Annotated in this window: 6 protein-coding genes; 1 reads left to right on the top strand and 5 read right to left on the bottom strand. The window is 70.6% G+C overall.

Going from position 1 to position 5,781, the window contains the following annotated elements:
- The first annotated feature begins 544 nt into the window (after window positions 1-544).
- Entirely contained in the window at window positions 545-1,588 is a 1,044-nt protein-coding gene (gene trpS / locus GTY47_RS20745) for a tryptophan--tRNA ligase (protein ID WP_010048769.1), read from the top strand.
- Between the two features lie 45 nt (window positions 1,589-1,633).
- Here the strand turns inward: trpS and proC are convergent, their stop codons facing one another.
- The 5 genes from proC to GTY47_RS20770 form a co-directional block, all read right to left on the bottom strand.
- Window positions 1,634-2,446, bottom strand: a complete 813-nt coding sequence (gene proC, locus GTY47_RS20750; protein WP_010048770.1) for a pyrroline-5-carboxylate reductase — start codon at window positions 2,444-2,446, stop codon at window positions 1,634-1,636.
- A 124-nt stretch (window positions 2,447-2,570) separates the two neighbouring features.
- Window positions 2,571-3,380, bottom strand: a complete 810-nt coding sequence (locus GTY47_RS20755) for an ABC transporter permease (protein WP_010048772.1) — start codon at window positions 3,378-3,380, stop codon at window positions 2,571-2,573.
- Window positions 3,377-4,207 (bottom strand): ABC transporter ATP-binding protein, encoded by an 831-nt coding sequence (locus GTY47_RS20760; RefSeq protein WP_010048774.1) that lies wholly within the window; start codon window positions 4,205-4,207, stop codon window positions 3,377-3,379. The genes GTY47_RS20755 and GTY47_RS20760 overlap by 4 nt, the downstream gene beginning before the upstream one ends.
- Window positions 4,208-4,239: 32 nt before the next feature.
- Window positions 4,240-5,100 carry a class I SAM-dependent methyltransferase gene (locus GTY47_RS20765; RefSeq protein ID WP_010048776.1) on the bottom strand — a complete coding sequence of 287 codons (861 nt, stop codon included), beginning with the start codon at window positions 5,098-5,100 and terminating at the stop codon, window positions 4,240-4,242.
- 62 nt (window positions 5,101-5,162) lie between these two features.
- Window positions 5,163-5,645, bottom strand: coding sequence for a hypothetical protein (locus GTY47_RS20770; protein WP_010048778.1), 483 nt, complete (start codon window positions 5,643-5,645; stop codon window positions 5,163-5,165).
- Window positions 5,646-5,781 lie beyond the last annotated feature (136 nt).

The following is a 5,781-nucleotide window of genomic DNA, read 5'->3' on the forward strand; positions in this document are numbered from 1 at the left end:
AGGTTCCCGCTTCCGCGTTTCCCTTTCCGGCGGTTCTGACTCTATCAGATCCTTTCGGGCCCGATTCCCTGTCAGCAGGGTTTGTCTTCGCGGCTGTTGGGCCGTTCCGACGAGTGAGACTTTAGCGGATTCCCTGGCTCCCGAGCCAATCGGGGGCCGCGTCCTTTCGAACGGGGATTCCTCATTCCGTAAATACGCATACCAATGAAACGACGACAGGACTACTGCGCGTCGAAAGGTGGTTGGTACCTGCGGAGTGGCTGTCCGGGGACCGACCGGAGTCGGCGCTCACGTCGGACAACTCGGAGAACACTACGGATCGGGTCTGGGCGTGTCAACTCAAGGGCGGACGGCACTCCCGGGGCGTAGTCTGGGGTGCATGACGACGCGTACGTGTACCCAGCTGTGGTGGGCCGCCTGACGGCGGCCGTCCTCACGTATGCATGCAACGGCCGCCGCTTCGGCGGCCGTTCTTGTTTCTCCCTCCAGGACCACCGAGGGGCGGCCGCAGGGGCAGCGGTCCCGGCCAGGAGGTGGAGGAGAGATGACACGGGTTTTCAGCGGGGTCAAGCCGACGGGGCATCTGACGCTGGGGAACTACCTGGGAGCCATGCGGCGGTGGGCTGCCGTCGACCAGCACGAGGCGGACGCCTTGTTCTGCGTCGTCGACCTGCACGCGCTGACGGTGGACCACGATCCCGCGCGGGTGCGCAGGCTGAGCCGGCAGGCGGCGACCTTGCTGCTGGCGTCCGGGCTGGATCCGGAGCTCTGCACGCTGTTCGTGCAGAGCCATGTGGACGAGCACGCGCGGTTGTCGTACGTGCTGGAGTGCGTCGCCACCGACGGTGAGATGCGGCGGATGATCCAGTACAAGGAGAAGGCCGCGCGGGAGCAGCGGCGGGGCGGGAGTGTGCGGCTGTCGCTGCTGACGTATCCCGTGCTGATGGCGGCGGACATCCTGGCGTACGCGGCTGATGAGGTGCCCGTGGGGGACGACCAGGTCCAGCACGTGGAGCTGACGCGGGATCTCGCGGTGCGGTTCAACCAGCGGTACGGGCATACGTTCGTGGTGCCTCGGGCCACGCGTCCGGGGGTGGCGGCGCGGGTGATGAACTTGCAGGATCCGACGTCGAAGATGGGCAAGAGCGACGACGTCGGGCCGGGGATCGTCTATCTGCTGGACGAGCCGGACGTGGTGCGGAAGAAGGTCATGCGGGCGGTGACCGACAGCGGGCGGGAGGTCGTCTACGACCGGGAGGCCCGGCCGGGTCTCGCCAATCTGCTGGAGATTCTCGCCGCGTGCTCGGGTGGGAGCCCTGAGGAACTGAGCGGTGCGTACGCGTCGTACGGGGACTTGAAGAGGGACACCGCGGAGGCTGTGGTGGAGGTGCTCAGGCCCGTGCAGGAGCGGCACAAGGAGTTGTGCGCCGATCCCGGTCATGTGGAGCGCGTGCTGCGGGACGGTGCGGAGCGGGCCCGGGGGATGGCTCGGCCGACCGTGGATGCCGCTTATCGCGCGATCGGGTTGCTGCCTGCCGTGCCGGAGGCGGCGGCGGACGCGAGTCGGGCCGCCGTGCTGAGGGTGTGACGTGGTGCGGGCGTCGGGGTGGGTCGGCCCCGGCGCCCGCAGTGCTCAGCTGTTGTTGCCGGAGGCCAGGGCGCGGCTGCGGTCGCGGGCGGCTTCGAGGGCGGCGATGAGGGCGGCTCGCACGCCGTGGTTCTCGAGTTCGCGGATGGCGTTGATGGTGGTGCCCGCGGGGGACGTGACGTTCTCGCGGAGCTTCACCGGGTGTTCGCCGCTGTCCCGGAGCATCGTGGCGGCGCCGATCGCGGACTGGACGATGAGGTCGTGGGCCTTGTCGCGGGGCAGGCCGAGCAGGATGCCCGCGTCGGTCATGGCTTCGACCAGGTAGAAGAAGTACGCCGGGCCGGAGCCGGAGAGGGCGGTGCAGGCGTCCTGCTGGGACTCGGGGACGCGGAGCGTCTTGCCGACGGCGCCGAAGATCTCCTCGGTGTGGGCGAGGTGGTCGGCGGTCGCGTGGGTGCCGGCGGAGATGACGGACATCGCCTCGTCGACCAGGGCCGGCGTGTTCGTCATGACGCGGACGACCGGCGTGTTGGGGGCCAGGCGGTCCTCGAAGTACGCCGTGGGGATGCCGGCGGCGCCGCTGATGACCAGGCGGTCGGCGGGGACGTGGGGGGCGAGTTCGTCGAGGAGGGTGCCCATGTCCTGCGGTTTGACCGTGAGGATCAGGGTGTCGGCGATCTTCGCGGCCTCCGGGTTGGTGACCGGGGTGACGCCGTAGCGGGTGTGGAGTTCTTCGGCTCGTTCCTGGCGGCGGGTGGTGACCAGGAGGTCGGCCGGGGTCCAGCCGGCTCGGATCATTCCGCTGAGCAGGGCTTCGCCGATCTTGCCGGTGCCGAGGACTGCGACTTTCTGGGTCATGGCGCGGGGTGCCTCCGGGGGTGCGTCGTCCGGGGTACATCCTCGCATCGGGCAGCGGCTGGCGGCTTGTGTGTCCGTTGGGCGGGATGTGGGGGTGCCCCCGGGCGGTGGCGGTGCTGCCGGCTCATGCCGTCCTGCGTCGCAGGGTCGCCGCGCCCAGGGTCAGGACCAGCAGGGCGCAGCCGGCGACGATCAGGATGTCGCGTACGAACGTGGCGGTCATGTCCGTGTGGCGGAGGACCTCGTTCATGCCGTCCACCGCGTAGGACATGGGGAGGACGTCCGAGATGGCCTCCAGGGCCGGGTGCATGTTGTCGCGGGGTGTGAACAGGCCGCAGAGGAGGAGCTGGGGGAAGATCACCGCCGGCATGAACTGGACCGCCTGGAACTCCGAGGCCGCGAAGGCCGAGACGAAGAGGCCGAGGGCCGTGCCGAGGAGGGCGTCGAGGAGGGCCACCAGGAGGAGGAGCCAGGGGCTGCCGGTGACGTCGAGGCCGAGGAACCAGACCGCGAGGCCCGTGGCCAGGGCGGACTGGATGATCGCGAGGGTGCCGAAGGCGAGGGCGTAGCCGGCGATGAGGTCGCCTTTGCCGAGGGGCATGGCGAGGAGGCGTTCGAGGGTGCCCGAGGTGCGTTCGCGCAGGGTGGCGATGGAGGTCACCAGGAACATCGTGATCAGCGGGAAGATCCCGAGCAGGGACGCGCCGATGCTGTCGAAGGTGCGCGGGCTGCCGTCGAAGACGTAGCGCAGCAGGAACAGCATCACGCAGGGGATGAGGATCAGCAGCGCGATGGTGCGGGGGTCGTGGGCCAGCTGGCGCAGGACGCGGGTTGTGGTGGCGGTGGTGCGGGAGGCGTTCAGGGCCCTCGGTGGCGTTGGGGTCGGTGTGATCGTGGGGGTGGGGGTGGGGGTGGAAATGGGGGTGGGGGTCATCGTTTCGTCTCCCTTGTGTCGGCTGCCGCCTCTGCCTCGTCCACCAGGTGCAGGAAAGCCTCCTCGACCGTGTCGGCGCCGGTGCGGGTGCGCAGGGCCTCGGGGGTGTCGTCGGCGAGGAGCTCGCCCTCGCGCATGAGGAGGAGGCGGTGGCAGCGTTCGGCCTCGTCCATGACGTGGGAGGAGACGAGGAGTGTCGCGCCGCGGCTCGCCGCGATGTCGTGGAACAGGGTCCAGAGGTCGCGGCGCAGGACAGGGTCGAGGCCGACGGTCGGTTCGTCGAGGACCAGGAGTTCGGGGGTGCCGAGGAGGGCGACGGCCAGGGAGACGCGGTTGCGCTGGCCGCCGGAGAGGTTGCCGGCCAGGGCGTCGGCGTGGGTGGTGAGGTCGACGTCGGCTATCGCGCGGGTGACGTTGTCGTGGCGGCGGTCGGCTGCGGGCCGGCCGGGGTCGAGGATCGCGGCGAAGTAGTCGAGGTTCTGGCGGACGGTCAGGTCGTCGTAGACGGACGGGGCCTGGGTGACGTAGCCGATGCGGGTGCGGAGGGTGGGGTGGCCGGCGGGGTGGCCGAGGACGTCGAGGGTGCCGGTGACCTTGGCCTGGGTGCCGACGGTGGCGCGCATGAGGGTGGACTTGCCGCAGCCGGAGGGGCCCAGTAGGCCCGTGATCTGGCCTCGGGGGACGGTGAAGGCCAGGTTGCGCAGGACCGTGCGGGGGCCGCGGGTGACGGTGAGGTTCTTGGCGTGGACGGCCGGGGGGTTGTTGGTGTGGGTGGCTGGTGGGGTCTTGGTGTGGGTGGGCGGTGGCCCAGGAGCATTATTCATCATGTGATGAATAATGCTCCTGGGCTTGGGGTGCGTCAAGCAGGGGCCTTCGCCAGGAGGAGGACTACGTCGTAGACCTCCTCGACGACGCCGTCCGGGAAGGTCTTGAGGAGGTGCTCGCGTTCCTCGGCCAGGAAGGCCGCGGTGTGTTCCTCGCCGTGTACCAGGAAGACCGAGTGGCTGCCGATGTTGGCGAGGTGGGTGTCGACCGGGACGCGTCGGCTCCAGCGGACCGTGCGGCGGGTGAAGTCGAGACGGCCGGTGGGGTCGGCGGCGCGGGCGTTGACGTTTCGCCGCTCGGCGGCCGTGTCGATGCGGAAGTGGCGTTCCGTGCGGGCGGCGGCTTCGGCGATCCACGGCACGTCCAGGGCGTCGGTGTTCCACCAGAGGGCGAGGGCGCCGCCGGGGCGCAGGACGCGGAGGGCCTCCGGGACGGATCGGGCCTGGTCGGTCCAGTGCCAGGCCTGGGCGTAGGTGACGAAGTCGACGGAGGCGTCGGCGAGGGGGAGGTCGTCGCCGGTGCCGCGGACGATCGGGATGTCGGGGAGGGTGCTGCGGAACTGGGCCGCCATGCCGTCGCCGGGTTCTACGGCGATGACGTCGGCGCCTCGGGCGTGGAGGAGGGCGGTCGCTATGCCGGTGCCGGCGCCGATGTCTGCGACGCGGGAGCCGGGGAGGGGGTGGTCGGCCAGGGCTTCTACCGCGTCGAAGAGGGCTGGGGGGTAGGAGGGGCGGTTGGCCGCGTATTGGGCTGCGGCGGTGTTGAAGGAGTGGGCGCGGGCGGTGTGGGTGGGGGGTGTTGTCGGGGTGGGCGGCGTCGGTGTTGGGGGTTCGGTGGTGGTTTCTGCGGTGGGTTCGGCTCCGGTGGGGTGGTGGGCGGCGGCGTGTGGGGTCATGCGGCCATGGTGGCCGGGGGCGGGGGTGGGGGGTGGTGAGATTTCGGTGAGAGGCCGGCGGGTTATGCGGGGCGGCGCTTTTTCGACGGGTTGCCCGAGCGGCGGGTGGTGCGCTTCTCGTGGTGCTTGCGGGCTGCCTCGTACTCCTCGCGGTGGAGTTTCTCGCCGGGGGCCTCGGTGAGGGAGCGGAAGAAGTAGGCGAGGAGGGAGCCGACGAAACCGATGGTCAGGAGGCCGCGGAGGGAGGCCTGCCGGTCGGGGTCGGGGCGGCGGGTGAAGCCGTCCCAGGTGTGGCGGAAGGCCATCGCGCTGCAGATCGCGAACATCACGACCATGAGCAGGGTCACGAAGCTGCCGATCGCGGCGATCCGGAGGCCCTGGTAGGCGAGCCGGAGGACGAGGCAGGAGGCGGCTGCGGTGGCCAGTGAGCCGATGGCGACGCCGATGCGACGGGCGGTGTAGCCGTTGTCGTGGTTCAGCCAGGTCGTGCCGAAGAAGCGGATCGGCTCGGGGCGGGGGGCGTGGGGGCCGTTCTCTGCGCTCACCGGTCGATTATGGCTCGGGTACGGCTCGGGGGCGTGGTCGGATGCCGACGGCGGCCTGCGCGGGTGGGTGGGGGTGCGCGTAGCGCCTGTTCGCCGGGGGTGGGGCGGGGCCGCGCCGGGGGGTGTCCGTCCTCGG

This window comes from Streptomyces sp. SID5464 (assembly GCF_009862985.1).
Lineage (GTDB): Bacteria > Actinomycetota > Actinomycetes > Streptomycetales > Streptomycetaceae > Streptomyces > Streptomyces chartreusis_D.